Genomic DNA, 25,019 nt, shown 5'->3' on the forward strand with positions numbered 1-25,019 from the left:
ACGATGTGCGGCGCCTCGACAAGTAGTGGAATATAAAAGCTAATGTTTTCAAGCATCCTTCGAAAAGTATTCGGTAGTAGAAACGACCGACTATTAAAAAAATTACGCAAAAACGTAGATGCCATTAATGCACTGGAAGCAGAATTTGAAAAGCTTTCCGATGAGGCGCTAAAGGCAAAAACTGACGAATTTAAAGCGCGTGTCGAAAAAGGCGAAAGCCTAGATAGCATTCTGATTGAAGCCTTTGCTACGGTGCGTGAAGCCAGTAAACGGGTTTACGGTATGCGTCACTTCGACGTTCAAATGCTAGGTGGCCAAGTACTTCACGAAGGTAAAATCTCAGAAATGCGTACCGGTGAAGGTAAAACCCTTACTGCTACTTTGCCAACTTACCTTAACGCTCTATCGGGCAAAGGTGTTCACGTTGTTACCGTGAATGACTACTTGGCACGTCGTGATGCTGAGTGGAGTAATCAATTATTCATGTTTTTAGGTATGCGCGTAGGTTGCAACGTACCGGGCATGTCACCCGAGCAAAAGCGCGACGCTTACCAAGCAGATGTTACCTACGGTACCAATAACGAATTTGGTTTCGACTACCTCCGCGACAATATGGCGTTTAGCCCTCAGGATCGGGTTCAGCGCCCGCTTAACTATGCTGTAGTGGATGAGGTTGACTCTATTCTTATCGACGAAGCTCGTACGCCACTAATTATCTCTGGTCAGGCAGAAGACAGCTCAGAGCTCTATCGCCGTATCAACATCATCATCCCTAAGCTTATTCAGCAAGAAAAGGAAGATGAGGAAGGCCAAGAAGGTGACGGTGATTACACTATCGACCTTAAAGCTAAACAAATTCATCTAACAGAACGCGGTCAAATTCATGTTGAAGAAATTCTACACGAAGAAGGGTTATTGCCAGAAGGTGAGTCATTGTTTGATGCGGGCAACATATCCTTGCTCCACCATATTAACGCTGCACTTCGCGCGCACAAACTGTTTTCTAAAGACGTAGATTACATTGTTAAAGAAGACCAAATTGTTATTGTTGACGAGCACACTGGTCGTACTATGGAAGGCCGTCGCTGGTCTGAAGGTCTTCACCAAGCAGTAGAGGCAAAAGAAGGCGTTCGTATTCAAAACGAAAACCAAACTCTTGCATCTATTACTTTCCAGAACTACTTCCGCTTGTACAACAAGCTTGCGGGTATGACGGGTACAGCCGATACAGAAGCCTTTGAATTTAATCATATCTACGGCTTAGAGACGGTTGTTATTCCAACAAACCGTCCTATGCAGCGTAAAGACAATGCAGACTTAATCTATCTTACTGCAGAAGAAAAATACGAAGCCATTGTTGAAGACATTAAGGAATGTGTTAAGCGCGGTCAGCCTACGCTTGTAGGTACAGTTTCTATCGAAAACTCAGAACTGATTTCTCGTATTCTTAAGAAATCGAAAATCCCTCATAAGGTCCTAAACGCTAAGTTCCACGAACACGAAGCCGATATTGTTGCTCAAGCAGGTAAACCAGGCGCGGTTACGATTGCGACTAACATGGCAGGTCGTGGTACCGACATCGTGTTAGGTGGTAACTGGCAAGCGGAAGTTGAGAAAATTGAAAATCCAACTGAAGCGCAAATCGAAAAGATCAAGGCTGAGTGGAAGAAGAGCCACGACGCAGTACTTGAATCTGGTGGTTTACACATTATTGGTACAGAGCGTCACGAGTCCCGCCGTATTGATAACCAGCTTCGCGGTCGTTCAGGCCGTCAGGGTGACCCAGGTTCAAGCCGTTTCTACCTGTCATTAGACGACGCGCTAATGCGTATCTTTGCCTCTGAAAAAATGGGCAATATGATGAAGCGCCTTGGTATGGAGCGCGGTGAAGCTATTGAGCACCCCTGGGTGACGCGTGCTATCGAAAATGCGCAGCGCAAAGTAGAAGGGCGTAACTTCGACATTCGTAAGCAGTTGCTTGAGTACGATGATGTAGCCAACGATCAGCGTAAAGTTATTTACGAGCAGCGTAATGAACTTCTTGATGAAGGTGATATTAGCGAGACTATCGCAGCTATTCGTGAAGATGTTATTTCAAGTGTTGTCGATGAATACATTCCACCTCAGTCTCTTGAAGAAATGTGGGATGTAAGCGGACTTGAAGAGCGCATGCGTGCCGATTTCGCCGTAGACTTGCCAATCAAGACCTGGCTTGAAAATGACGACAAACTTTACGAAGAGAAGCTTCGAGAGCGCATTCTTGGCGAAGTCGTTGATGCCTACAAGCAGAAAGAAGCGGTAGTGGGGGAGCAGGTACTGCGCCAGTTTGAAAAAGCGGTAATGCTACAAAACCTAGACAGCCACTGGAAAGAGCATTTGGCAGCGATGGATCACCTGCGCCAAGGTATCCATCTACGCGGCTACGCGCAGAAAAATCCTAAGCAAGAATACAAGCGTGAGTCGTTTGCCTTGTTCTCTCAAATGCTAGAAGCGCTTAAAGTTGAAGTGATCACCATTCTTGCGCGTGTAAAAGTACAAGCTGAAGAAGACGTGCAAAAAGTAGAAGAGCAACGTCGTCAAGCTGACGATGTGCCTAAGAACTTCGAGCACGAAGAAGCGAACGCGACGCCAGAAGAAGCAAGTGACAAAGTGCGTACCCAAGTGCGCGAAGGTGCGAAAGTAGGCCGTAACGACCCATGTCCTTGTGGCTCTGGTAAAAAGTATAAGCAGTGTCACGGTAAGCTTAAGTAATGAAAGTTGTACACGTTGCTGTGGGCGTTATCGCCCGCGGCAATGACATATTTATTACCCTTCGTCCTGACGATGTTCATCAAGGCGGAAAATGGGAGTTCCCTGGCGGCAAAGTAGAAGAAGGTGAAACCGTTCTACAGGCACTAACGCGAGAGCTTGCTGAAGAAGTGGGGATTCTTGTAAACCACAGCGAGCCGGTAATAGTGATAACCCATGATTACGGCGACAAGCAAGTTAAACTAGACGTTCATCGCGTCTATGACTTTGCTGGACAACCTCATGGTAAAGAAGGGCAACAATCGCGGTGGGTTAGTGTACAGGCGCTTAACCCCGAAGACTTCCCGGAAGCGAACGTTCCGATCATAACCGCACTTCAGTCATTGTAACCAACGTAGTAAATAAAATAAGCGGCCAATTCGGCCGTTTTTTATTATACCTAAGTATAAGCTCTTCATTTTCAAATATTTTCTTTATAAAAAAATATTCCTTTAATTAGACTGTTAGACTTTTGTACTTTGACAAAATTGTCATTCTCACCTTGTGTATTATCTTATATATAAGCTTTTGTTTTTATACGGCAATTTTTTATTTGTGTCATTTGCGACAATGGCGACATTTTAAGGGCTGCGTGTGTTAGCAAGAGTTTTGGGTACTTAACTTCATATAAACGTATGTGGATTTATACTTTTTTGGGCTGAATTTTAACCGATATTTAACAGGTGATTTATTGCCATCTATATATCGAGGTTAACTATGGCGCTCAAGAAAACATCAGACCCAGTCGCTGCACCTACCGTTCAAGTGGATGCGAAAATGAGAAAAGAAGCTGAAGAGCAGCGCCGAAAAGCACGAACGCTGGCAAGGCAGCAACAAGCCGCGGAGCGTGTGGCATCCGCTACGACCGAATTAGTTAGCGGTGTGAATCAAGCTTCTAGCGCAACAGATCAACTATCTACGGCGGTAAATGAAATTGCAGCGGGTGCCGAAGAATCAAGTAGTGCCAGCCAAGAAAGCTTAGCGGCTGTGACGCAAATATCGGGCGGCCTGGTTGCGCAGCTTGAGCTTGCGGGCGCAACCATGGATAAAACCAATGAGCTCCAAACGTACTTAGAACGCGTTGTCGGAGATCTAGGTACGATGATGACCAGTGTTAAGACCGCTTCAGAACATCAATCTCGTTCGGTCGTGATGATGAGCGAGTTAGAACAACAGGCATCTAACATTGGCGAGGCTGTTAAACAAGTCACTCGTATTGCTGATCAAACCAATCTTCTCGCTCTTAATGCTGCTATCGAAGCCGGCCGAGCCGGTAAACATGGTAAAGGTTTTGCTGTAGTGGCTGACACGGTTCGTGCCCTTGCAGAAGTGTCTGACAAAAGTGCCGCTGATATTGCCAAGCAAATCGAAAAAATTCAGGAGCAATCTAATCAGGTATCCGATGCAGTTAAAGCGTCTTCCGAAGCCGCACTAGAAGAAGTAACAAAAGGTGAGGCCGTTACCGAGCAGTTAGTCACTATTAAAGATGATATGAAGTCGATTGCAGATGGTGCAGATGAATTACAATCGCAAGTTAAATCGATGGATGGCGCCGCTAAAGAGATCCAGCAGGGTTCGGAAGCCATCTCTTGCGCAGCAGATGAACAATCTACAGCAGCGCAAGAAGTATCTTCCAACGTATCTGAACAGAGCGTTGCCTTATCGCAAGCAGAACAAGCTGCACAATCGCTAGAGCTTATCACTGAAGAGTTGAAAAATAGCACTGATATCAATAAAAGTGCCGAAGAAGTCGCATCTTCGGCTGAGGAATTATCGGCAACCCTAGAAGAGATTAATCGCTCGTCTGGCGAGATTATGACAGCGCTAACTCAGGTGAACAATGGGTCGCAACAGGCAGCGAGTTCGGTAGATCAAGCCGTTGGTAATATTGACTTATTGCGAGAGGGCGTTGATAAGGCGTCATCTCAGTGCGATGTGACACTAGAAAAAGGTAGTGCAATAACGGCACTCTTGAAAGAGAACCGCGCCCTTATAGAAGGCATGGTAAGTGGCATTAACTTGGCACTTGAAACGAGTAAAGAGAACGTAAGTGCCATTAATGAGATGGAAACCATGACACGTCAAATCGACAAGGTCATCGACACCATTACAACCGTTTCAGTTAAAACTAGCATGCTTGCGGTAAATGGCGCAGTCGAAGCGGCAAGAGCGGGTGAATATGGTAAAGGTTTTGCGGTTGTTTCAGCTGACATTCAAAGCTTAGCTGACGAAGCAGCTGAAAATGTGGAACAAATAAAAGACCTCATCAAAGCCATTCAAGATCAAACAGTGAGTGTTAAAACTGACCTTACCAACGTAGCCGAGAGCGCATCACGAGAAGTGATGAAGGCGGTACAAACAACCAAAGACGTTGAAAAGATAGCAGCCGATATCTCTGAGGTGGTGGAGTACAACCAAGCCATGAAAGACCGGGGTGAGGAAATTGCCGCAGGTGTTACACAAGCGCAGAAAGGCCTTGAGCAGATTGCAGCCGCCAACGAGCAGGCAAGCAGCAACTGCCAGCAAGCGCTTAATGCTGCTGAGCAACAGAGCAAAGGCATGGAGATCCTTGCAAAATCGATTGAAGAAATTGCATCAGTGGCAGACGAAATGCAAAACGGTTAATTATCCACCTTGTCAGAGGAGTCTTTCTTATGACTGATGTTTCAAATATAGAAAGTGCTGAAAATCTTCAGGACGACACGGGTGACGGTGAACAGCAATTCGTTTCCTTTCTTGTAAACGAGGAGCGATTCACATTTCCGATGCATTCTGTAGGCGAAATCATACGTGTCCCTACTGTGGTATCGGTGCCACTCGGACCTGCTCAAATGATTGGATTAGCCAACTTAAGAGGCAATGTTTTACCTGTCTATGATCTAAGCATGATTTTGCTGGGTGTCAGCTCACGAATTACCGATGTGACTCGCGTGGTAGTTGTAGAATCGGAACTCGGTAGCGTCGGATTTATGGTTGACAGGGTGCTGAAAGTATTTGGGGTGCCCAATGACACGGTAATTGATAAAAAATCGATGACCGAATCTATAGCCTATGAATACATGCAGGGCATTATCAAGCAAGATGACCAACCCGTAGAACAAATACTCGATGTATCGTCTTTAGCCAGAGCACAAGCCGTAATAAAGCAGGATGGTAATACGATGCAGCTGTCGGGTATGCATCATATTGACAGCGACGACGAGATTACTGAATCAGATGACCATAATCTACAGCAACTGGTTTGCTTCTCTCTTGAAGATCAAGAGTTCGCATTTCATTTGCAAGATGTAGAAGAAATTGTTCGTGTACCCAGCGAAATTTCTCAGCTTCCAGAAAGTGCACCATCAGTGTTAGGACTAGTGAATTTACGAGGCCGCATTATACCCATTGTCGATTTGGCAAACTGCATTGGCATGGTCCATACCGATATTAACGAAGCCTCTCGTATTGTCATAGCGCAAAACAGCGAGTTCGGCAGCGTTGGATTTGTGGTCGCTAAAGTGAGTAACGTTGTTTCAATCTCTGAAAGTGAACTTGAAGCTGTGCCATCGGTTTGCAACGACGGCGCGGAGTCAGGGCTGCTCGAAGCGGTATATAGAAGCGACGGTGGAAAGCGTCTTGTGTCGATAATAAATCTAACTAATGTCTACAGTCGAGCGCTCATGACAGCATTGAGTTCAATAGATGAAGACATAAAGCAGGAGTCGCAGATGAACGAGAATAACGATGCCGCCATCAACGAAGATGATTGCGAGCAGTACGTCATTTTCTGGATTAATGGTCAGGAATATGGGGTAAGCATTGATGACACCCAAGAAATAACCCGTGTACCAGAAAAGTTAGAGAGCATTCCAAGTACCCCTGATTATTTAAAAGGGATTGTAAATCTGCGCGGCACGGTGCTGCCCGTTATCGACTTAAGATGTCGCCTTGGCATACCAAGCAGTGAATCATCTGAACGACAGCGAATTGTTGTGCTAACGAAAGATAAGCAGCGCACAGGCTTTATTGTTGATGGCGTTGCAGAAGTAAAAACTGTGGTTAAACAAACCATTGAAACAGCGCCTTCGTTGTCAGAAATGCAGTCTGAATTTTTAAGTCGATTAATAAAATTAAACGACGAAAAGCGCATTATTCAAATTATAGAGCCCAATGTTTTGCTAAATGACAACGCGGTGGCTCAAGCACAAATGCAGTTCTAGTTAAGTAGGCTAGCTTACTTGGTTGATTAATGGGAGATGCTATGTCGGTAAAAGTGCTTGCAGTGGATGACTCTGCGCTAATGCGCAAACTCTTTACTCAATTGTTTGAAAGAGAGGGGTTCACTGTCCAGGTTGCAAGAAACGGTGAAGAAGCGCTTTCTAAAGCGGTCGAATTTAAACCCGACTGTATCACGCTTGATATTAACATGCCTGTGATGGACGGTATGACCTGTTTGGCTTTATTAAGAAAATTGTATCCATGTCCTACTATTATGGTTTCTTCGCTAACGCAAAAAGGTGCGGCTATTACTCTTGAAGCATTAGCATTAGGCGCCAGCGACTTTGTACTGAAAACAGGGGGCACTGTAAGCCGAGACATTTCTGATATAGAAACGCCGTTAATCAACAAAATAAATGCGTTAGCAAAGACGGGAAGGGCACAGCGGCCCACTATCAAACCGCCCCCCGTCGTGAAGCAGCGTGTGGTGAGAAATAATAAAAGCACGCCTTTTGAAATTGTCATGATAGGGGTTTCGACCGGGGGACCGCGGAAGCTTGAACACTTGGTAACCAATATTTCACCCACATTTCCAGCACCCATCGTTATTTCACAGCATATGCCTGCTTCGTTTACCCAAGCATTGGCTAAGCGATTAGATGGATTAAGCCCACTAAATGTTGTCGAAGTTGACTCAAGAATGGTTCTTGAAGCGGGCAAAATCTACTTGGCGAAGGGCGATGCTGACTTAGCTTTTGCAAAAACGGGTGCTGATATTCACGTTCGACCTGTACCAGCGAGCCCAAGTTTTTTGTGGCATCCCAGTGTCGATCGTATGGTAGATAGCGCACTGAATTGCTATGAACCACTCGCCATGCTGTGTGTACAGCTAACTGGAATGGGCAGCGATGGTGTAGCTGCAATGAGCAAAGCATACAAAGGTGGTGCTACAACGATTGCTGAGAGTGAAGCAACATCTGTTGTATTTGGTATGCCAAAAGAACTAATTGAGGCCGGCTGCGCCAGTCATGTATTAGACAGTCCTAAAATAGTGTCAAAGTTGAATGCACTTTGTCGATAACAGGAGCAAGTGTTATGGGTTTAAAAAAGAAATCAAATGCCAGTGACGACACAGTAATTCAACAAGAAGAAAAGCGCAGTGCTGAACGAACGCCAGAGCAGTTAGTAGCCGATCTAGCCTCCCCAGACAGCAGTGTAAGGCGCTGGGCCGTACGTGACTTAAGTGGTGAAGAGAACGCGCACAAGGTTTTTTTAGAGCGACTCCCAGCGGAAAACGACCCAACAGTTATCGAAGCATTATTTAGTGCGCTTGAGCACAATATGACGGATGCCGATGCATCTCAACTAATAGGCATGTTGAAGAGCGAACAAGTACAATTGCGTAACGGTGCTATTGAAATTATGCAGCAAAACCCTGATTTGTTCGCACACAATGTGCATAAACTTATGCAAGATGATGACCCAGATACGCGTATTTTTTGTGTTGACATTATTGGCGCAGTGGCACATCCCGATGCGTTGAATTGGTTGCATCACATTGCACTTAATGACGACAATGAAAATGTTGTTGGTACAGCTTTAGACAAGCTTGCAGAGGTGTCAGATAGTTCTACCTATGACATTTTGCAAACTGTTGAGAGCCGCTTTCCCAACCATGCCTACATTGCCTTTGTCATAAGCCTAATTCGAAATCAATTAGGGAGTGCGTAATGACTCCAGAAACGTTGGAAAAAATTGCTGTTGCTGATTTCGAGCGCTTTCGGTCGATGTTTTACCGAAAAACCGGGATCCATTTTGAAAATTCGAAACGTTATTTTGTTGATAAACGTCTACACGAGCGAATGAAAGCTACGGGGCACACTAACTTCAAAAGTTATTTTACCTTTATGCGGTTCCAAGCGTCGGGGGAAGAGTTTCAGAACCTAGTCAACGCAATGACAGTGAATGAAACTTACTTTTTCCGCGAAGAATACCAATTTGATGCAATGACACGCTACATCATGGATGAACTCGATAGTTATCGTCCTCCTGGAGAAGATTTACGGGTTTGGTCGGTGCCTTCAAGTACGGGCGAAGAGCCATACTCTATAGCAATTCATCTTATAGAAAACTGGAAAGGGCTAGCGCATCGAGATGTAGAGATAGCGTCTTCAGATATTGACAGCAATGTTCTAGCGTCTGCTAAAAAAGGGCTTTATTCAAAGCGCTCGGTGCAGAACATTCCAACCGCGTTGGTGAAAAAGTATTTCATAGAGACCAACGGTCAGTTTCAGCTATGTGACGATATACGAGAGTCGGTTTCATTTTCACTAGCCAACATTCTATCAGGTGCAAACATGAAGGGGTTTCGACACTTTGACTTGGTATTCTGCCGAAACTTGCTCATTTATTTTGACGATGAGTCGCGCAAAAAAGCAGCACATGTATTGTTTGATGCGATGAAACCAGGTGGATACATCTTTCTAGGGCATAGTGAGTCGATGAGCCGGATATCGTCTATGTTTAAAGTGCGTAAGTTCGGTGATGTTATTGCCTACCAAAAGCCACTTGCAGGAGGGGCGTAACATGAAAACAGTAATGATAGTCGACGACGCGTCTACAGTCAGAATGTTTCATAAAATGTTGGTATCTTCTGACGACCGTGTCGTGGAAGAAGCTGAAAATGGTGTGGAAGCGCTGGAGAAAGCCATCGGCACTCCTATCGATTTGTTTTTGGTCGATGTAAATATGCCTAAAATGGACGGTTACCGACTCTGTAAAGAAATCAGGCAAAACGAGCTACTGCGCGCTGTTCCCATTATCATGATAAGCACTGAGTCTGCAACCCAGGACGCGCAGCGGGCCTATCAATGTGGTGCAAACTTCTACATGACTAAGCCTGTTGACGCAGATGCACTTAAGTCTGTGGTCAGTGCGGTTTTGGGAGGTAGCTAATGAGTGAACTACTCGACGTCTTTATCGGTGAGTCTCGCGAGAACCTAGAGTCTGCAAGTCAAGAGCTTATTGAGATTCAAGCTTCAGGCCCATCGTCGGACAAAGTGGACAAAATCTTCAGAGATTTACACACTATCAAAGGCTCGTCAGACTTATTTGATATAAAACCACTAACGCGTTTGGCTCATGCCGCGGAAGATTTGCTAGACAGCGTGCGAGCTAAAGAGGTTGATTACAACGACGAAATTGGTGACCTACTTCTCGAGGCGCTAGACCAGATATCTATGTGGTTTGATGAGCTAGAAAATGGAACTCAAAAGCTCGCTGAATGGCAGCCAATCTCTGGCGATTTAAGTGCACAACTGAGAGCCTTCATCGACCCATCTCAAGCTGGTGCAAATACAGCTGAGCAAGACACTGCCACTCACGCTGATAGCAGTACCAACGAAATCGTTGATTCAGTAGCCACTGCGCTTGAAGCGTTCGATGACAATGCGGATATAGCGTTATTATCGAAAAGCGCATCATCGGAACTGTATGTCATGGAATATACGCCTGATGAAGGTTGCTTTTTTCGCGGTGAGGACCCAGTGAATGTCGCACTGGCGCTGCCGGGTTTGCACGCGTTTGAAATCAACGCCCCTGCGATGGCCGCTGATGCCGATGTTTATCAATGTGTTTTAAAAATAACGGCCCTTGGCGAGGCGAGCGAAGACGCTATTGTGACGCATATGGCCTATTATGAAGGTCAGTACACATTACATAAGCTTACTCAGCAGGCGCTTAAATATCGCTGTAAAGATAAGATTCTCGATAGCGTGGTGCAGCTTAATGATGAAGCGTTAAATGAGGCTTTAAAAACGGCTCGTGAGACTGGTGATACCAATATGCTGCAGTCGACCGCTGGGCTTTTACTAGCGTCGCAAACACACGCTATGCCAACAAAAGCGGTGTTGTCATTTCTATCATCTGATCACGATCTTACGTTTCTTGATGACGACAAACAAGTCGGCGGTCCAGAGGACTCTGTGGGCGACCCAGCCAGCGGTGCTATTGAGCCTGGTAAAGAGGGCTTATTACCACATGAAAAAGAGTTATTAACGCAACAATTAGCACTGATCAACTCTGAAGGCTATAGCGCAGAATTTATGTTTCCTTCAATTTCGATGCTTGTCGGCAATGTGCTAAAGCAAACATACAGCGATGAAGCGGAGCTAATAAGCGCAATTAATGTTGCGTTAGAAAACGCGTCAAACGACACCGCTGAAGAGCAGGACATTGTTGTTGAAACTACCGACACGACAAACGAAATAGAGACGCAGACAGCAGAAGAAGAGGCTTCTCAACCGGCTAAAGCTGAACGACAAGCCGTCAAGATGCTCAAAGTCGACCAAAGCAAAATTGACTATTTAATGGACATAGTCGGCGAGCTAACGGTTGCAAAAAATTCACTTCCTTACTTGGCAAAGCAAGCTGAGGAAGAAGGTGGAAGTAAAAGGCTGAGCAAACAGATAAAAGCGCATTTTTCAATTGTTAACCGTTTAACGGAATCATTACAAAGCGCAGTACTGCAGATACGAATGGTGCCGGTTTCTCATGTTTTTCAGCGCTATCCAAGGTTGGTCAGAGATTTATCGAGAAAACTCGACAAGAAAATCGAACTTTGTATGCAGGGTGAAGACACCGAGTTCGATAAAAATTTAATTGAGTCGTTATCTGAGCCTCTCATTCATCTACTGCGCAATAGCATTGATCATGGTATTGAATCGCCCGAAGACAGAATAGAGGCGGGCAAGCCAGAAACTGGGCGTATTGATTTAATCGCTACTCCCCTTGATGACAGTGTCATTATTGAAATACGTGACGATGGCAAGGGCATTGACCCCCATAAAATTAAGCTTCTCGCTTTTCAGAAAGGCGTAATAACAGAGTCTCAGCTTGAGAGCATAGACGATAACGAGGCACTTCAGCTGATTTTCGCCGCAGGGTTTTCTACCAGTGAACAAGTGTCGGATTTGTCCGGCCGTGGGGTGGGCATGGATGCGGTAAAAACCATGGTAAGTCAGGCTGGCGGTAGCATAGAAATGCAGAGTGAGGTTGGCGTGGGCTCTACGTTCAAGCTGCTTCTTCCTCAGACAATGTCAGTAAATCGCGTCATGATGTTTGAAGTAAACGATCAGATGTTTGGCGTAAGTATGGATGCGGTAGTAGAGACGGTGAAAGTTCCTACACAGGACATTCAGCGAATTCGCAATGAAAACGTGTTGGTGATACGCGATAAATTAATACCGCTTTGTAATTTGCGAAATGCGCTGGGGTTCGAACCTGACTACGGTAAAGAGGAACACTCGGTATTAGTTGTGTCAACGCCGCAGGGCGAGTTCGGGCTTATTATTGATAAGTTTCATGAAGGTATTGACGTTATTCAAAAACCCCTTGAAGGCGTCCTTGCTGGCTATTCCCATTTCTCAGGTACAGCATTACTTGGAGATGGAAGGGTATTACTCATTATCAATGTGCAGGAGGTCATATCCACATGCCTGTAACGTTCAAGAAAAAAGTAGCAGTGCTTACCGGGCATTGTGAAATTGAAGAGGCTGAAACCTTATTTAGTTGGCTGATAGAGGACGCCTCGCGGCAGCTTAATTTAAAAACGTTAAAAACCGCACATACCGCGGTTTTCCAAGTGCTTTTGTGCTTACGACCAAAGGTTAGTGTACAGCCTGAATCATCAGAACTATATTGGATAGTAGAGATGCTTCAATCAGACAACAATAAGGTGTGGTGTGAATGAGAGTTATCACGGTTGCAAATCGCAAAGGGGGGACAGCAAAGACTACTACAGTGGTCAATCTTGCTTTTGGTTTGGCGCAACATGGCAACCGTGTTTTAGTTCTGGATTTAGATAATCAAGGGCACGTGATGCAAGGCTTGACGGCGCTTGGCACTGAGTCGCAAAACATCATAACCACCATGCCTCTTGAAGGCTTTTTTACTTCGATTGTTAAATGTAGTGAAAAAATATACGCCACCAATGTCGACACCACGCGCGCAAACACTAACGATGATATTGCGTTAGACGCTATCCGTTTGTGGTGCGATAGCGACCAAGTATCGACGTATTTCGATATCGTTATTATCGACACGCCGCCAACGTTAAGCTCTCAGCTAATGGCCGCACTGTCCGCCGCTACGGATATCATTATACCTGCTACGCCAATGCCGCTTGCAAGCGACGGTGTACAAAAGCTGTTAAATGCGTGTCGCAAGGCCATGGCAGAGCGCAAGTTTAGAGCGACAAGCTTAACCATTTTGCCGGTAATGGTAGAGCAAAACTTAAAGCTACATCGCCAAGAATTGAGCAACTGGTACGGCCGCTATGGTCGAAATAAAGTGCTTAGTCCAATACATAAAAACATAACATTAGCCGAAGCATTCGCAAAAAAAAAGCCGGTTTTTGCCTATGCGCCTAACAGTCGTGGCGCACACGACTATACTGAATTGTGTAAACAATTAATCGGCTAAAAACAAGAGGTAATGCAATGAGCGCAATACACTTAGTAGATGATTCAGCAACCATGCTAATGAGTATGGAAATGCTGCTTAAACGGGCAGGCTATACAGTAACAAAGTCAGAAAGTGCTGAAGCGGCTATGACAGCACTTGAATCAATATCGCCCAAGTTGATTATTACGGATTTAAACATGCCAGGTATGAATGGCATCGAGTTAATAAAAACATTAAAGCAGCAATCCAAATTTAGATTTACCCCCATGTTGATGTTAACAACGGAATCGCAGCAAAGTCGTCGACAAGAAGCGAAAGCGGCAGGCGCTACAGGATGGCTCGTCAAACCCGTTGAGCCAGAGCAATTGTTAGGTGTAGTAAAGCAGTTGGTACCAACTGCATAAGGTAAAAATATGAAAGTACTTGAAAAAACAAAGCAGTATTATGAGTTGGTACTCGCTGAGAAGTTTAAAGTGCTTAAGGATAAGATGAAAAAGGTTCAGGACTCACTTTTACTTTGGAGCGGTTTGATTGGTGTGTCTACATTGGGAATGGCAATCTCCTTGAACATATCGCCACAACTATTAAATGGGCAAGCTGGTACTGTTGCCACAATTCTGGGTTTCTTGAGTTTTATTACGTGGTATTCGCACAGGCAAACAAACGTATTTAACGTTAGCCTGAATAAACAGGAGAGTTATTTACAGGAAACGTCTGAGCAGCTCAACGAAACACATACTCAAGTCAGCGAATATGTAGCCATCCTCAAAGGGCAAATGGACGGCATAAGCGCTATTACCGAAGACGCCTCAATGGAGTTGATGAAAGCGCTGTACGAAATTGAAAGCAGTATTCAAGACAGTATAGATAATGTTGAATTAGGTCAGAAAAATACCATTAGCTGTAAAGAAAAAAGTGCGGACGAATTTGAAATTGCAGCTCAGCGCCTCTCCAATATAAAAGAAATGATCAGCACGCAGCGAGCGCAACAAATTGCAGATACTGAAGCTATTCAAGGGGTAATGCGTGAAGTTGAAAATCTTAAAGAGCTTACCGAACTTGTCAAAAATATTGCGTCCCAAACCAACTTGTTAGCGCTCAATGCGGCAATTGAAGCAGCGCGTGCTGGCGAATACGGTCGTGGATTTGCTGTGGTAGCTGAACAGGTACGTATATTATCGTCACAGTCTTCAGAAGCGGCTGAAAAAATAGAGTCGGGCATAAAATCAGCGCTGGACGCTGCACATGTTCAAGGTGAAAAAATGCTTAATTCAACACGTGCGAACGATACGTGTGAATTATTAACTGGGTTTTCTGAATCGCTGGAAAATATAACGACACACTATCGTGTATTAGAAGATCTTACCCCCGAGATGCTGGCGTGCTTCTCACAAAGTGCAACAGAGGTTGCATTTAAAGTAAGCGGAGCTATCGCGAAAATTCAGTTCCAAGATATTATTCGTCAGCGCACCGAACATGTGAAATTAGAGCAAGACGCTATTGTAAGTTTATTTGGGCAGTTTTCGTCATACATTAATAACAGAGAGCATTTTGATGAGTCGTTTAACTTGAGCACCAAAGAAATGTTTGAAAAGTATGTAATGGAAGACCAGCGCAAAATTCATTTCGATATTAATGAATCATCGCCAGAAGAAAAAAATGAGTTTGAAGAGGCGCGAGAGCCTAAGATAGAGCTTTTTTAACATACTCTGACTCAGGCGCTGCCTATGTTCATTACTCTAAGTGAGCGGCCGTGAAACTTAGTTTGAGCTGCGAAAGAGCCTACCTACAACAAAAGTGCCGGTTGGTCTCTGACCGGCATTTGCTATTAAACGCTTTAAGCGATTCAGCGTTTTGCGTGTTATCGTCAGTTGGTTTCGGCATTAACGTTTGAAAGTTGCAGAGAGACCAACCTGTATTGCCTACAGGGTAATACGCTCAGACGTAGCAAACGCAACGTCCAACTTAAAGTACGCCGCTTCATTTATAAAATGCGGGTAGGTTTCCTTTTCCCCACCCCACGGGATATCTTTTCCATCAAAGGTTCTAAACATGGGAGAGCCTGGTAGCAACGGCTTAAAATCATTGTCTTGCAATGAGTGGTGGATCATCGCGGTACGTGCGCCATCTCTATCTAAAGGAAAGCCGACGTTTTCACCCAAGCGAAACGCTTCACACGCTGGCAATGCGTCTGTTTTTATCTCTTGGTTATTATAAGCTATACAAAAATCTAAAATGGCCTCGGCCATAGTTTGTGTTAAAAGGTAAACATCCTCTCGCAACACGCCTTGAGGCTGACCGCCCACTTCAATCATTACCCCTTTCTTACCGGTAGTACACAAATAACCGTGTTCAAGATAAGGTTTCTCGTCTTCCACCAAAATATTCGCTTCTGGCATTTGTTGCTTAACAAACCGTGCTAGCTGAGTGTGAAATTCATCCGCTTCTAGAATAATTAGCGTGGCACCCATCTCGCTGGTGGTATTGTGAATATCAATAACAAAATCGGTATTTGAGTTGCCCTTTGGGCCAAATTTTTCATTCAACGTTTTGGCAAGTACTGCCTCTTTGGCCAGGTTATTACTGGCTAAACGATCAAAAGTAAACTGCCTGTTCAAGTCTTCTTCTACAAAGCGCATGTTCGCATTAAGGGCCGCTTCATTGGCAATGTTCAACGAAATATTTAGCTCATTAAATCGCGAAGGTAGCCCAAATTGCTGCCAGTTTCGAATAAGCTGAATACCACTAGTTTCATTGCCATGAGTGCCACCAACAAGCGCGATAGAGTTAAACATTACTATTCCTTTTTACTATTATGAAAATGCGACTACAAATTTAGTGTTTAAAAAAGTCATCAGACTGCTGTGCCAACATAGCCTCGATTTCTTCTACATCTATATGTTTTGGCGTGGCGTCCTCTGCAGGCTTGCCGGCAATTTTTCTGTCTTCTGCAGCCCATTCACCTAAATCGATAAGCTGACATTTCTTGCTGCAAAAAGGGCGATACTCGCTAGTAGGTGCCCAAACAACCTGTTTGGCACAAATCGGGCATTTCACTTCCATAATAGACTCCAGTGAAATACGTCTTAACGGCACAGGTTGAAAAGTTAACCGAGCCTAAGACGGTAAGTAATAAAGAGAACTAAAGTTTAGCAGGCTGCTAAACGAAACTGAATATCGTTTTCTACTGCGCTATTTTGGCCTTCTTGCGGGGAAAATAACATAAAGCGCAGTGCGTAACGATATTTGTTGCCACTTAAGGTTGGGTAGTAGCCATCATCTACACTGCACTTTACGCGTATCAGTTCGTTTTTATCTTCCGCTGCGCCTTGGTAAAAGCCGTTCTCGGCCACCACATTTATAAACTGACCTCGCTCGCGGATAAACGACAGGCTAACCGCAATTGCATCGTCAAGAAGCCCTAAAGTCTCTAACCACTGTTCAATTTCAGATTGACGCTGTTCAAGCGGCTGTTGTAACCAAAAGTGCAAATTAGGAAGGTCAAAGCTGCATGCGCCGCCGGGTATGGCAAACCGTTGTCTTATGGCGCTTAAAAGTTTGTCCTCTTTTAGCGTGCTACCAAAGCGGCGGTCTGTTTTCAGCTTTTGCTTTAGGGTAAGCACCGTTTTTAGCGCTTGCTCTAGCGCCGTACTGTCTATTTTAGGATGTTTTGACCAGTACACGAGATTCTTTTCGTGGGCTTCGAGGTCTTTGGTTAAATCTGAACGAAGATCCAGTCTTTCAATGAGATCGAGTAGTTCAAAAAGTTGTTCAAAGAAAACCAGCTGAAGATGAGTATGTTCTGATTTAGCCGTAATTTTAAGTTGCCCAAGCAGCTGCTCAACACGTAAATAGTTACGTACTTTTTCCTTTAGTGGAAACTCGAATACAGCGCTACCCATGGAACCTCTTAAAACACATAGACTTAGAGAAACTGCACTACGAAGTTGTAATGCGGCGAATAACAGCAAGCCTAAAGCATCAAGGCATTTAAGCCAAGTCTACTTGTTCGACAAATGCTTAGTTTGACGCTAATTGGTCAAAAAAGTTTCAAAAAGCAGTGCTGTTGGCCTTGAAGCCCTTTTTTGTAAAGAAAGGAGGTTAAGAAAAGGAAGATTAACAAAAGGAAGATTAACAAAAGGAAGATTAACAAAAGGAAGATTAAACAAAGAAAGGTAAGGCTCGAAGAAAGCAAGAAGAAGGAGACCGAAAAATGAAACAGGAAGGATAGACAGGGAAGGTAAATAACTAAGACAGATGTAAAAAGGGGTTTACTATTTTGCAAACCCCTTATGATTAAGCTGGAACAAGGCTTAGTAGCTTCCGGTGTAGCGTTGACACTTGACTGGCAAGCGCGTCTAGCGTTGTACTGTTATCCAGCACATCGTCTGCAGCACTAACACGTTCTTTACGTGAAGCTTGTGAAGCCATAATACTTTTTATGGTTTGCTCAGTGCTGCCGTCCCGTTTTAATGCTCGTTCAAGCTGCAATGTTTCTGGACAATCTACCACTACAACATGGTTGCACATTTCAGTTAGTTTGTTCTCAACAAGTAAGGGCACAGACAAAATGCAATAGGATGAGGTCGACTCACTAATAAGCTGCTGCATACGAGAGCGGATAAGCGGGTGCAGCAAGCTGTTCAACCAAATTTTTTCTTCTTCAGCGGCAAACACCTTTTCGCGAAGGGCGGCGCGATTAAGGCTACCATCTTCTAGCAAAATGGTTTCACCAAAATGCGCGGCTATTTGCTGTAAGCCTTCTGAACCAACTTCAACTACCTCTCGTGCGACTTCATCAGCATCAATAATGTCAATACCAAGGTTTTCAAAAATGGCAGTTGCAGCCGATTTACCGCTGCCTATACCGCCGGTAAGGCCCACTACGAACGTCTGTCGTTTATCCATAATCGTTACGTCTTTTAGTTAAAGCACTGCATTAAGATAGGCAGTAATGATTTCTTCTTTGTAAAGCAGCGTTAGCCAGCCTGCCACGGCCAAATAGGGGCCAAAAGGAATCGCTAAAGACTTGCCCTTATTTTGAATAACCATAATGAGTATGCCTGCAATGGCACCCACAAATGAAGACAGTAAGATAATGACAGGCAAGCCTTGCCAACCAGTAAATGCGCCAAGCGCTGCAAGCAGTTTAAAATCGCCATAGCCCATGCCTTCCTTGCCCGTAGCTAATTTAAATAGCCAATAGACAGACCATAAGCTTAAATAACCGGCCGCTGCACCGATAATGGCATCGGTAGTGCCAACAAATATGTTTTGTGTACTTAACAGTAAGCCTAGCCAAAGTAGGGGGAGGGTTAACTGGTCGGGTAGCAGCATTTTATCTAAGTCGATAAACAGCAGCGCAACAAGTACATAGGTGAAAAATACGGCCCACAGCGCCTGGGACGTCACGCCAAACTGATAAGCAGCGAAGGTACAGGCTATAGCTGTGAAAAGCTCAACGAGCGGATAGCGTATTGAAATACCAACTTTGCATTTAGCGCATTTACCTTTAAGGAACAGATAGCTAATAACAGGTACATTTTCCCATGCGCGAATTTTGTGGCCGCAGCTAGGGCAGGTACTGTCTGGCTTTACGAGGTTGAATGTATCTGTGGATACCGGGGACTTGTCATCGGCAGATATAGTGGAGACATCATTTTCGCTATCATTTTCACCGCCACTTGCGCCATCACTAAAATAGCTTTCATACTCTTGCTGCCAACTGCGCTCCATCATAATAGGCAGGCGATAAATCACCACGTTTAGGAAACTGCCCACCATTAAGCTTATGAAAAAAACAAGAGAATAAAATACAGCAGGGTAGAGCTGACTAAGTGTTATTATGGCATCCATGAAGTGCATGTCTTTTTAGTTTTAATAGTGGCTGGAAAAATTCGGGTGTTAAGTCTTGTGTATGGGCGCCACTAAAAAGCGTTGCCCAAATCGTTCACATTTATAGAGCTCGGAATCGTAAAACTAATAATCACGAAGCTAGCAATATATACAAGTTATACCACGTTACCCATTTGGAATATAGGCAGGTACATAGCCACAATTAAGCCGCCGATAACTACGCCTAGTACGGCCATGATCATAGGTTCAAGCAAGCTGGTTAACCCGTCTACCATATCATCAACTTCAGCTTCATAAATTGTAGCTATTTTGCTCAGCATTTCGTCAACGGCACCCGATTCCTCACCAATGGCAATCATTTGGGTTACCATGTCGGGGAATACTTGTGTCGCTCGCATGGCCACGTGCATAGGCATACCGCCCGCCACTTCTTTTCGTATATACAAGATCGCTTCGCGGTAAACCGCGTTACCGGAGGCTCCTGCTGCGGACTCTAGCGCGCCGATAAGCGGGACGCCTGCCGCGAAGGTAGTTGCAAGGGTACGGGTAAAGCGGGCAATACTGGCTTTTTTAAGTATTTCACCAATAACCGGAATTTTTAAAATATTGCGGTCTACGCTATCGCGCAGCTTCTGGCTGCGTCTGTGTGCGCGCACAAACATAAAGCCGGCGGCAGCAACACCCATGGCGATAAAAATACCGTAGTCCTGCACAAACCGGGAAATAGCCAGAACCAACTGTGTAAATGCTGGCAACTCAGCGCCAAAGCTGCTAAAGATTTCTTCAAACTGGGGCACAACGAAAATAAGAAGAATAGTCGTAACAATAAAAGCAACAACCAAAACGGCGATAGGGTAAAACATCGCTTTTTTGATCTTTGATTTTAGTGCTTCAGCCTTTTCTTTATAGGTGGCGATTCGGTCGTAAATGGTTTCAAGGGCACCCGACTGCTCGCCAGTATAAACTAGGTCACAATACAAGTCGTCAAAATAAAGGGGGTGTTTTCTGAGTGCTGAAGAAAGTGGATTACCCGACTTCACTTCTTCGGTTATTTCGCCAAGCAGTTTGCGCATTGACGAGTTTGCATGGCCTTGTGCTATCATTTCTAAAGATTGGATAAGAGTAACGCCTGCTGCGAGCATAGTGGCGATTTGACGAGAAATGACAGAAATATCGGCAGGTTTTATCTTTTGTGCACCGCCGAACAAAGGTTTAGCGAGCTTTTTAACTTTATTTGCAGAAATGCCTTGTCGACGGAGAAGGTTTTTGGCTTCTGAGAGTGAGGTTGCAGAAATTTCTCCTTTTCGAGCTTGGCCATGGCGATCTTTCCCTTGCCAAGTGAATACTGTCGCTGCCTTTGCCATACCCAGAACCTTCTGTTGATTAAAACAAAAAAAGCCCAGTAAAACCGGGCCTTTCGGAATAGAAATCTTCTAGCAGATGGTTGCTGGGTCGCACGATGCATTCCAAACTACACGGTTGCCTTCCATTGTTGCATCTAAGGTATAAGTAGCTCCGTCAAGACCAGAGTTAACTGATGAAGTAGCAGTAATGTCGCCATCTTCAGTAGTTATAAGAACGGTATTATCAGTAACTCCGTCACCGTCAGCTGCGATGTCTGCTGGAATACCGTTAGCACCGCCAGAGCATCCTTCCAAAGTACCAAGGGTCTGCGCACAAATCTCAACTGCAGTCTTCGCAGCAGCAGTAGCATTAGTCACTTCCGTAAACTTCGCTTTCTGCGTGTAGTTCTGATAAGCAGGCAATGCGATTGCTGCAAGAATACCGATGATTGCTACAACAATCATTAGCTCGATTAGGGTGAAACCTTTTTGGTTTTTAGAATTCATGTTCATCATGGTTTTTCTCCGGGACGTGTATAACACGTAAAGTTTAAAATCTAATTCAAATTGACGTTTATACCCGAGTCGTCCTTGTTAACGCCCCTGGTACTTGATACTCAGTATAGAATTTTATTTGTCACTGACAAGTATAGGCAAATATACGTATGTCTAGCTTTTGCAGTATGCCATGGTTTGCTGCGCCATGGCAGGCGTGGGCACTTGTACTTTCGTATAAAAGTTAATGACTTATCTACGTATAGCTATCTATACACAGAAAAACATGACGAGAAATAACTGGGGATATTCGTGAGCTTTAGTATCTTTAGTGATACCACAGCTCACGCTTTTTGCTTCGCGGCCAACTAAGGTGTTGACTCCGAATTAGCTGTCTACAATGACTCTAATAATTACTCTATTACGACAGAGTAATTCGCAGCGACAAATCAATTGCCTGAACATGCTTAGTTAAGGCGCCAGATGAAATGTAATCTACACCTAGTTGAGCAAGTGATGCCAGTCGTTCATCAGTAATGTTCCCTGATACTTCCAGTTTACATTGGCCTTTGTTAAGCGCTACTGCCTGTTGGATCTGTTCGTTAGAAAAATTATCCAGCATGACAATGTCGGCACCCGCTGAAAGAGCCTGCTCAAATTCAGCTAGATTCTCTACCTCTACTTCAACAGGTTTGCCTGGCATCATGGACTTTGCGCGGCTTATCGCTTTTTCTATATTTCCACAAGAAAATATGTGGTTTTCTTTTATTAGAAACGCATCGAATAAACCAACGCGGTGATTCTGACCTCCCCCGCAACGTACCGCGTATTTTTGCGCATAGCGCAGGCCGGGCAAGGTTTTGCGGGTGTCTAGAATTTTAGTGTTGGAGCCATTTAAAAACTTAGCGTAAAAGGCAGTAATAGTTGCGGTTGCTGACAGAGTTTGTAGGAAATTAAGTGCCGTACGTTCTGCCGTCAATATCGCGCGAGCAGAGCCTTCCAAACTCACTAACACCGTGTCAGCCTCAACCTTGTCGCCATCTTTTACATGCCAAGTTAGCGATACTGACTCGTCAATAAGCGCAAATGCTTGATTGGCCCAAGCTATGCCGCAAACTACACAGGGCTCGCGAGTAATAATAGTGGCCTGTGCGTTAACACTTTCATCTATCAGGTTTGCGGTAATGTCGTTTGCAGCATTTAATTCGCCGCCTAGATCTTCAACAAGCGCATTTGATACTTGCTCTCGGATCGCTTGCATATCTGGTGATGTCATTTTCATCGCTTTAATCTATGCTATCTATGTATTTAGAGGGTACGCAATATTAACCAATCTCCGCGCTGAGTAAACTCTAATTGGCGAAGAACACTCATTCCAAGCAGTATATGGTCATCTTGCATACCGGGGTTCAAGTTTGCGTCTACATTACGCACTACTATTTCGCCAATGCGCAAGGTATCAATCGTTGACTCGGCAACCCTCACTACGCCATTGGCAGTGCTGGCTAAACCTTCTCGCCCGGCTTTTAGTTGAAGCCTGTTGGCTAAATGTGCGGGGACCGCTACATCTGTCGCCCCTGTATCAACAAGAAATACCACTTCCTCACCATTGATATAGCCAGTTGTTACATAATGGCCTTGGCGATTTTGTTTAAGGCGTACCTCGGTTTGTGAACCAATGCGTTCTGACGTGGGCTCGCTGTTCGGATTTATTTGTTTTTCAAGTAAGTCAGAGAAGACAAAAACAAGTAAACCGAATCCGCAAATCCATGCAAGGGCAACCATCCATTTGCCCGCTGATGTTGTCGGGTCTTGTTGTTCATTCATGTTTTTACCTTATTAATAATTGCCTTATGCATAACAGCGGTGCACTGTTTTCCAATTACGCTTTTGTGAAAGCTGCCGATTAAAGCAGTGGCAGAAAATATCGAGCTAGCAACGCCACATTGCGCTTGCGGCCCTATACACTTATAAACCTATACAATGTAGGCTATAAAATAGAAAATCAATTACCGAAGCAAATACTATGGTGCTTTATAACAAAGCGAAGTACACCCAAAGTCCACATTATGATGCTCGTCCTGACGATACCGATGTCAGTCTATTGGTGATTCACAATATTTCTTTGCCGCCTTCACAATTTGGTACGCCGGGTATACGACAATTGTTTACCGGCACACTCAATTCAGATGATCACCCTTTCTACAAAGAAATAGCTGGTTTGCGGGTCTCAGCACATTGTGTAATTTATCGAACGGGTGAAATAGAACAATTTGTACCTTTTGATCAGCGGGCATGGCACGCGGGCCTGTCTTCATTTCAAGGCCGCAGTCGCTGTAACGATTATGCAATCGGCATTGAATTGGAAGGCACTGATACGCTGCCTTTTACCGATGCGCAGTATCAGGCTCTCGGCGAACTCACTGATTTTATTACACGACACTATCCTCGGATCACTTTAGGGCGTATCGTAGGTCATAATGATATTGCGCCGGGGCGAAAAACCGACCCTGGTGTTGCTTTTGATTGGGCAAGATACAGAATGCGCGTTACTGGGTTTAAGAAGACCGATTAATCCAGGTCGCCAAGAAAAAAGGGAACGCAATACCTATGATGTTAATGAGCCTCTTATTAGTTCTCAGTCTTGAGCGACTGATAACGAAAACACCTAACTGGCATATTGAAAGATATGCCGCTCAATATCGAGCTTTTCTTCAAGATAAAAGTTTAATCAAATTCCAAGAAACAGATGAGGAAAGAGAGGGTAAGAAGGCATCGTCTACTGCGCTTTATTTCTACCTTTTACTTCCCGCACTCGTGCTAGGTGCTATCGAGTACTGGTTGCTCGGCGCATTCCTTACTTTTATTGAGCAAAGTTTAGTCTTGTTTATATGCATTGGCTGTCCGGTATTAAGGGGTATTTATAAAAACTTCCTGAATGCTGCCGACAGAGGCGACCTCCAGGCGTGCAGTATGTATACAGACCAATTAGGGCACTGTGAAAGTCAAACGGATAGTGATGGAAGCGCAGGTGCGGAAGGGAAAAGCTTTGGTCAACATCTTACTTGGCTTAACTACCAGCACTACGCTGCAGTTATGCTGTGGTTTATTGCATTCGGCGCCCCAGGCGCAGTGTTTTACAGCCTAAGTAGAAGTACTACTGAGGCTTTGTGTGGCGCTAATCATCCTTTGAGGGGGGCAGCAGGTAGAATGATGTTTGCCCTTGACTACATTCCAGTTCGCGTTACTGCCTTCGGCATGCTAATGATGGGACACTTCTCAAGAGCGTTACCCGAATGGCTGAAACATGCGCTTCAGTTCGATGTACCTGCATACGATGTACTTACGCAAATATCCTCGAAGGCAGAGGTGTTAACACCAGAGGAACAGCTGTTACAGTCTGATAATGCAGCAGTTGAACCAAAGGTGCTTGTAAAGTTAGCAAAACGTAATGTTATTTTTCTACTTGTAATAACGGCAGCGCTAACCCTTGTAGGCAGTCTGGCATAATCATTATTTTTAACATTTACTAGTCTACTTGGCTTAAAAAGGCGTTTGGTCTATTTATTAATTGTATGTAGATCAGACGCTTTGCTTAGATATTTCTCCCGCACATCTCTCATCAGACCAGTTCATTAAAAAATACTTTTCTTAACAAATTCAATAATAAAGCTTAACACCCAGCAAATCATGTAGGCTTTGCTATGCTTGGGAGTATTTACCTCGAAATCGATCTGCCTTAAACTAGATAGGTAAAATGGTATTACCAATTGTGTTTGTGTTTAAATTTTTCCTGATTATTCTTCACATTCACGGCTCTTATAGCTCCATTATCGTTACAAGAGCATGGTTTAAATAAAAGGATACGTTTAGCGC

General features: G+C 44.4%; 24 protein-coding genes. 15 read left to right on the forward strand and 9 right to left on the reverse strand.

Translation table 11 applies throughout. The features are described from left to right. The first annotated feature begins 42 nt into the window (after positions 1-42). The 13 genes from secA to V7R55_RS01645 all read left to right on the forward strand — a co-directional run bounded on the left by secA (position 43) and on the right by V7R55_RS01645 (position 15,152). The gene (gene secA, locus V7R55_RS01585; protein WP_334056749.1) at positions 43-2,751 is read left to right on the forward strand and encodes a preprotein translocase subunit SecA; all 2,709 of its coding nucleotides are present in this window, start codon (positions 43-45) and stop codon (positions 2,749-2,751) included. Further along, positions 2,751-3,137 (forward strand): 8-oxo-dGTP diphosphatase MutT, encoded by a 387-nt coding sequence (gene mutT / locus V7R55_RS01590; RefSeq protein ID WP_334056751.1) that lies wholly within the window; start codon positions 2,751-2,753, stop codon positions 3,135-3,137. Before secA ends, mutT begins: the two co-directional genes overlap by 1 nt. A gap of 367 nt (positions 3,138-3,504) precedes the next feature. Beyond that, positions 3,505-5,412, forward strand: a complete 1,908-nt coding sequence (locus V7R55_RS01595; protein ID WP_334056753.1) for a methyl-accepting chemotaxis protein — start codon at positions 3,505-3,507, stop codon at positions 5,410-5,412. Between the two features lie 29 nt (positions 5,413-5,441). Then, a complete protein-coding gene (locus tag V7R55_RS01600) occupies positions 5,442-6,989 on the forward strand; it encodes a chemotaxis protein CheW (protein WP_334056755.1) in 1,548 nt (515 codons plus the stop codon). Between the two features lie 41 nt (positions 6,990-7,030). After that, the gene (cheB, locus tag V7R55_RS01605; RefSeq protein WP_071815693.1) at positions 7,031-8,068 is read left to right on the forward strand and encodes a chemotaxis-specific protein-glutamate methyltransferase CheB; all 1,038 of its coding nucleotides are present in this window, start codon (positions 7,031-7,033) and stop codon (positions 8,066-8,068) included. A 14-nt stretch (positions 8,069-8,082) separates the two neighbouring features. Further along, positions 8,083-8,718: a HEAT repeat domain-containing protein gene (locus V7R55_RS01610; protein WP_334056758.1), complete on the forward strand. Its 636-nt coding sequence runs from the start codon at positions 8,083-8,085 to the stop codon at positions 8,716-8,718. Then, positions 8,718-9,572: a CheR family methyltransferase gene (locus V7R55_RS01615; RefSeq protein WP_334056760.1), complete on the forward strand. Its 855-nt coding sequence runs from the start codon at positions 8,718-8,720 to the stop codon at positions 9,570-9,572. The genes V7R55_RS01610 and V7R55_RS01615 overlap by 1 nt, the downstream gene beginning before the upstream one ends. Before the next feature lies 1 nt (position 9,573). After that, a complete protein-coding gene (locus V7R55_RS01620) occupies positions 9,574-9,942 on the forward strand; it encodes a response regulator (protein ID WP_071815690.1) in 369 nt (122 codons plus the stop codon). Beyond that, positions 9,942-12,488 carry a chemotaxis protein CheA gene (locus V7R55_RS01625; RefSeq protein ID WP_334056761.1) on the forward strand — a complete coding sequence of 849 codons (2,547 nt, stop codon included), beginning with the start codon at positions 9,942-9,944 and terminating at the stop codon, positions 12,486-12,488. The genes V7R55_RS01620 and V7R55_RS01625 overlap by 1 nt, the downstream gene beginning before the upstream one ends. After that, complete coding sequence (locus tag V7R55_RS01630; protein ID WP_334049718.1) at positions 12,479-12,736, forward strand: hypothetical protein; 258 nt, start codon at positions 12,479-12,481, stop codon at positions 12,734-12,736. The genes V7R55_RS01625 and V7R55_RS01630 overlap by 10 nt, the downstream gene beginning before the upstream one ends. Next, positions 12,733-13,467 (forward strand): ParA family protein, encoded by a 735-nt coding sequence (locus V7R55_RS01635; protein WP_334049719.1) that lies wholly within the window; start codon positions 12,733-12,735, stop codon positions 13,465-13,467. Before V7R55_RS01630 ends, V7R55_RS01635 begins: the two co-directional genes overlap by 4 nt. Positions 13,468-13,484: 17 nt before the next feature. Then, on the forward strand, positions 13,485-13,853 hold the full coding sequence (locus tag V7R55_RS01640; protein ID WP_105929607.1) for a response regulator: 369 nt from the start codon (positions 13,485-13,487) through the stop codon (positions 13,851-13,853). 9 nt (positions 13,854-13,862) lie between these two features. After that, the gene (locus V7R55_RS01645) at positions 13,863-15,152 is read left to right on the forward strand and encodes a methyl-accepting chemotaxis protein (protein WP_334056763.1); all 1,290 of its coding nucleotides are present in this window, start codon (positions 13,863-13,865) and stop codon (positions 15,150-15,152) included. Between the two features lie 219 nt (positions 15,153-15,371). Here the strand turns inward: V7R55_RS01645 and V7R55_RS01650 are convergent, their stop codons facing one another. The 9 genes from V7R55_RS01650 to V7R55_RS01690 form a co-directional block, all read right to left on the reverse strand. After that, entirely contained in the window at positions 15,372-16,244 is an 873-nt protein-coding gene (locus V7R55_RS01650) for an aspartoacylase (protein WP_334056765.1), read from the reverse strand. Positions 16,245-16,284: 40 nt separating this feature from the next. After that, complete coding sequence (gene yacG / locus V7R55_RS01655) at positions 16,285-16,512, reverse strand: DNA gyrase inhibitor YacG (RefSeq protein ID WP_014950407.1); 228 nt, start codon at positions 16,510-16,512, stop codon at positions 16,285-16,287. Between the two features lie 86 nt (positions 16,513-16,598). Continuing rightward, positions 16,599-17,351, reverse strand: coding sequence for a cell division protein ZapD (gene zapD / locus V7R55_RS01660; RefSeq protein ID WP_334056767.1), 753 nt, complete (start codon positions 17,349-17,351; stop codon positions 16,599-16,601). 394 nt (positions 17,352-17,745) lie between these two features. Continuing rightward, a complete protein-coding gene (gene coaE, locus V7R55_RS01665; protein WP_334056769.1) occupies positions 17,746-18,357 on the reverse strand; it encodes a dephospho-CoA kinase in 612 nt (203 codons plus the stop codon). Positions 18,358-18,375: 18 nt separating this feature from the next. After that, a complete protein-coding gene (locus tag V7R55_RS01670) occupies positions 18,376-19,305 on the reverse strand; it encodes a prepilin peptidase (RefSeq protein WP_334056771.1) in 930 nt (309 codons plus the stop codon). A 155-nt stretch (positions 19,306-19,460) separates the two neighbouring features. After that, positions 19,461-20,669: a type II secretion system F family protein gene (locus V7R55_RS01675; protein ID WP_334056772.1), complete on the reverse strand. Its 1,209-nt coding sequence runs from the start codon at positions 20,667-20,669 to the stop codon at positions 19,461-19,463. Between the two features lie 69 nt (positions 20,670-20,738). Further along, positions 20,739-21,164 (reverse strand): pilin, encoded by a 426-nt coding sequence (locus V7R55_RS01680; protein ID WP_334056774.1) that lies wholly within the window; start codon positions 21,162-21,164, stop codon positions 20,739-20,741. 400 nt (positions 21,165-21,564) lie between these two features. Then, a complete protein-coding gene (nadC, locus tag V7R55_RS01685; RefSeq protein ID WP_334056776.1) occupies positions 21,565-22,419 on the reverse strand; it encodes a carboxylating nicotinate-nucleotide diphosphorylase in 855 nt (284 codons plus the stop codon). A 32-nt stretch (positions 22,420-22,451) separates the two neighbouring features. Next, entirely contained in the window at positions 22,452-22,970 is a 519-nt protein-coding gene (locus V7R55_RS01690) for a retropepsin-like aspartic protease family protein (RefSeq protein WP_334056778.1), read from the reverse strand. Between the two features lie 199 nt (positions 22,971-23,169). Here V7R55_RS01690 and ampD point away from each other — a divergent pair, with 199 nt between their 5' ends. Both ampD and ampE read left to right on the forward strand, forming a co-directional pair. Further along, a complete protein-coding gene (gene ampD, locus V7R55_RS01695) occupies positions 23,170-23,718 on the forward strand; it encodes a 1,6-anhydro-N-acetylmuramyl-L-alanine amidase AmpD (protein ID WP_334056779.1) in 549 nt (182 codons plus the stop codon). Positions 23,719-23,753: 35 nt separating this feature from the next. Further along, positions 23,754-24,653, forward strand: a complete 900-nt coding sequence (gene ampE / locus V7R55_RS01700; protein WP_334056780.1) for a beta-lactamase regulator AmpE — start codon at positions 23,754-23,756, stop codon at positions 24,651-24,653. Positions 24,654-25,019: the final 366 nt, after the last annotated feature.

Source organism: Alteromonas sp. S005, from assembly GCF_036864475.1.
In the GTDB taxonomy this organism is placed as follows: Bacteria; Pseudomonadota; Gammaproteobacteria; order Enterobacterales; family Alteromonadaceae; genus Alteromonas.

Excerpts from the sequence above, each read along its gene's own strand:
- secA (WP_334056749.1), top strand. The coding sequence starts at position 43 with ATGTTTTCAAGCATCCTTCGAAAAGTATTCGGTAGTAGAAACGACCGA.
- mutT (WP_334056751.1), top strand. The coding sequence starts at position 2,751 with ATGAAAGTTGTACACGTTGCTGTGGGCGTTATCGCCCGCGGCAATGAC.
- V7R55_RS01595 (WP_334056753.1), top strand. The coding sequence starts at position 3,505 with ATGGCGCTCAAGAAAACATCAGACCCAGTCGCTGCACCTACCGTTCAA.
- V7R55_RS01600 (WP_334056755.1), top strand. The coding sequence starts at position 5,442 with ATGACTGATGTTTCAAATATAGAAAGTGCTGAAAATCTTCAGGACGAC.
- cheB (WP_071815693.1), top strand. The coding sequence starts at position 7,031 with ATGTCGGTAAAAGTGCTTGCAGTGGATGACTCTGCGCTAATGCGCAAA.
- V7R55_RS01610 (WP_334056758.1), top strand. The coding sequence starts at position 8,083 with ATGGGTTTAAAAAAGAAATCAAATGCCAGTGACGACACAGTAATTCAA.
- V7R55_RS01615 (WP_334056760.1), top strand. The coding sequence starts at position 8,718 with ATGACTCCAGAAACGTTGGAAAAAATTGCTGTTGCTGATTTCGAGCGC.
- V7R55_RS01620 (WP_071815690.1), top strand. The coding sequence starts at position 9,574 with ATGAAAACAGTAATGATAGTCGACGACGCGTCTACAGTCAGAATGTTT.
- V7R55_RS01625 (WP_334056761.1), top strand. The coding sequence starts at position 9,942 with ATGAGTGAACTACTCGACGTCTTTATCGGTGAGTCTCGCGAGAACCTA.
- V7R55_RS01630 (WP_334049718.1), top strand. The coding sequence starts at position 12,479 with ATGCCTGTAACGTTCAAGAAAAAAGTAGCAGTGCTTACCGGGCATTGT.
- V7R55_RS01635 (WP_334049719.1), top strand. The coding sequence starts at position 12,733 with ATGAGAGTTATCACGGTTGCAAATCGCAAAGGGGGGACAGCAAAGACT.
- V7R55_RS01640 (WP_105929607.1), top strand. The coding sequence starts at position 13,485 with ATGAGCGCAATACACTTAGTAGATGATTCAGCAACCATGCTAATGAGT.
- V7R55_RS01645 (WP_334056763.1), top strand. The coding sequence starts at position 13,863 with ATGAAAGTACTTGAAAAAACAAAGCAGTATTATGAGTTGGTACTCGCT.
- V7R55_RS01650 (WP_334056765.1), bottom strand. The coding sequence starts at position 16,244 with ATGTTTAACTCTATCGCGCTTGTTGGTGGCACTCATGGCAATGAAACT.
- yacG (WP_014950407.1), bottom strand. The coding sequence starts at position 16,512 with ATGGAAGTGAAATGCCCGATTTGTGCCAAACAGGTTGTTTGGGCACCT.
- zapD (WP_334056767.1), bottom strand. The coding sequence starts at position 17,351 with ATGGGTAGCGCTGTATTCGAGTTTCCACTAAAGGAAAAAGTACGTAAC.
- coaE (WP_334056769.1), bottom strand. The coding sequence starts at position 18,357 with ATGGATAAACGACAGACGTTCGTAGTGGGCCTTACCGGCGGTATAGGC.
- V7R55_RS01670 (WP_334056771.1), bottom strand. The coding sequence starts at position 19,305 with ATGGATGCCATAATAACACTTAGTCAGCTCTACCCTGCTGTATTTTAT.
- V7R55_RS01675 (WP_334056772.1), bottom strand. The coding sequence starts at position 20,669 with ATGGCAAAGGCAGCGACAGTATTCACTTGGCAAGGGAAAGATCGCCAT.
- V7R55_RS01680 (WP_334056774.1), bottom strand. The coding sequence starts at position 21,164 with ATGATGAACATGAATTCTAAAAACCAAAAAGGTTTCACCCTAATCGAG.
- nadC (WP_334056776.1), bottom strand. The coding sequence starts at position 22,419 with ATGACATCACCAGATATGCAAGCGATCCGAGAGCAAGTATCAAATGCG.
- V7R55_RS01690 (WP_334056778.1), bottom strand. The coding sequence starts at position 22,970 with ATGAATGAACAACAAGACCCGACAACATCAGCGGGCAAATGGATGGTT.
- ampD (WP_334056779.1), top strand. The coding sequence starts at position 23,170 with ATGGTGCTTTATAACAAAGCGAAGTACACCCAAAGTCCACATTATGAT.
- ampE (WP_334056780.1), top strand. The coding sequence starts at position 23,754 with ATGATGTTAATGAGCCTCTTATTAGTTCTCAGTCTTGAGCGACTGATA.